General features: G+C 29.3%; 2 protein-coding genes. Both read right to left on the minus strand.

Features of this window, described 5'->3' with window-relative positions; translation table 11 throughout:
• Positions 1–86 precede the first annotated feature (86 nt).
• Positions 87–737, minus strand: coding sequence for a tRNA (guanosine(46)-N7)-methyltransferase TrmB (trmB, locus tag CLORY_RS22775; RefSeq protein ID WP_079428881.1), 651 nt, complete (start codon positions 735–737; stop codon positions 87–89).
• A gap of 20 nt (positions 738–757) precedes the next feature.
• Positions 758–1,411 (minus strand): site-2 protease family protein, encoded by a 654-nt coding sequence (locus CLORY_RS22780; protein ID WP_207652255.1) that lies wholly within the window; start codon positions 1,409–1,411, stop codon positions 758–760.
• Between the last annotated feature and the right edge of the window lie 126 nt (positions 1,412–1,537).

A 1,537-nucleotide genomic window follows, 5' to 3' on the forward strand; every position in this document is an offset into this window, starting at 1 on the left:
ATATAGTATTAATTAACCTTTAATAAAAAGTAAAGAATTTATTAATTTATTTACATACAGTGCACAAAATCTATTTATTATTCTAACTAATTATGTTTACTGCCATTTTGTGCAATTAAAAACATTATGTTCATACCTAGCGCCGTAAACTTGCTCTCGTATTCCGTTAAAATATTATATTTAAAGTCACTATTATGAAGATCATAAGTCTTATAGTTTATAGAGAAACCACTATCATTAAAATATTCCAGTGACTCGTTAAACAGACCTTGATCATCTGTCTTAAACCATATCTGTGCATCATCAGTAATAAATTTCTTGTATCTCTCTAGAAATCTTGTATGTGTTAATCTTCTCTTCTTATGTCGTTCCTTGGGCCAAGGATTGCAGAAATTAATATATATCTTTGATATTTCATTTTTATCAAAGATATCTTCAACTTTAGCAATATTAAGCGGCACTATCCTTACATTTGTAAGTTCGTTTTCCTCAAGTTTTCTCAATACATAGATTAATACTTCATCTTTTAAATCTATAGCAATATAATTAATATCTCTATTTTGAGCTGCTTTTTCGCAAATAAATTTACCCCTTCCGCACCCCAACTCCAGATGTATCTCATTACTATTATTAAATACTTGCTGCTGCCATACTCCTTTGTACTTTTCAGGCTCTGTTATTACCAACTCACTTTGTTCCATTTCAGGTCGAGCCCACCATTTTTTTCTAAGTCGCATTTCTTGCCTCCTAATACAGTCTACATGCCAATTAAATACCCTAAATTAAATATTGTAAACAGACCACTTTCTATAAATTGAACAGCTAAACCAAAGATTTGTCTGAATATTGGCAGTGAAAATATCACAATTGCTATAAACAATCCATAATTTTGTACATTATAAGGTATCTTGCTAAATGCTTTAGGAAATATATCTGCTAGTATGTTATAGCCGTCAAAACCTGGTATAGGTATTAAATTTAAAATAAAAAACATAACATTCAAATCTATTACTTGATATATTATTTTTAATAGAATGCCATTTAAATCTTGATTTGAAATACTAGGCATAAATTTATTTATATAAAGCCATAAAATAGGTGTAAAAATAAATGCTATAACCAAGTTAGCCAGTGGTCCAGCGATGGAAACCTTTAGGTCATCCTTATAGTAATGCTTAAAACTTGATCTGTTGACCTGAACAGGCTTTGCCCATCCGAACTTAAATACTAATATCATCAAAAGACCTATCAAGTCTATATGTGCAATGGGATTAAAGGTAAGTCTGCCTTGGAATTTCTGACTCTTATCCCCTAGTTTATATGCTATAAATGCATGAGCATATTCATGAAAGGTAAATGCAATAAGCATAGCCGGTATTATCAAAACAATGTTTATTAATTGCTCTCTCAAAATATTTAACCTCCAAATTTATTAATTTAGAACATTATATCAAAAGTAGCCTTTTAACTTCAACATTATTGTAAAAGAAAAAAAGAACAGTCTGTAACACTGTTCTAAAAATAATATATATAAAAT

Origin of the sequence: Clostridium oryzae, from assembly GCF_002029235.1 — a bacterium.
Taxonomy (GTDB): domain Bacteria; phylum Bacillota; class Clostridia; order Clostridiales; family Clostridiaceae; genus Clostridium_AE; species Clostridium_AE oryzae.

Coding starts and splice junctions, on each gene's coding strand:
- trmB (WP_079428881.1), bottom strand. CDS start 737: ATGCGACTTAGAAAAAAATGGTGGGCTCGACCTGAAATGGAACAAAGT.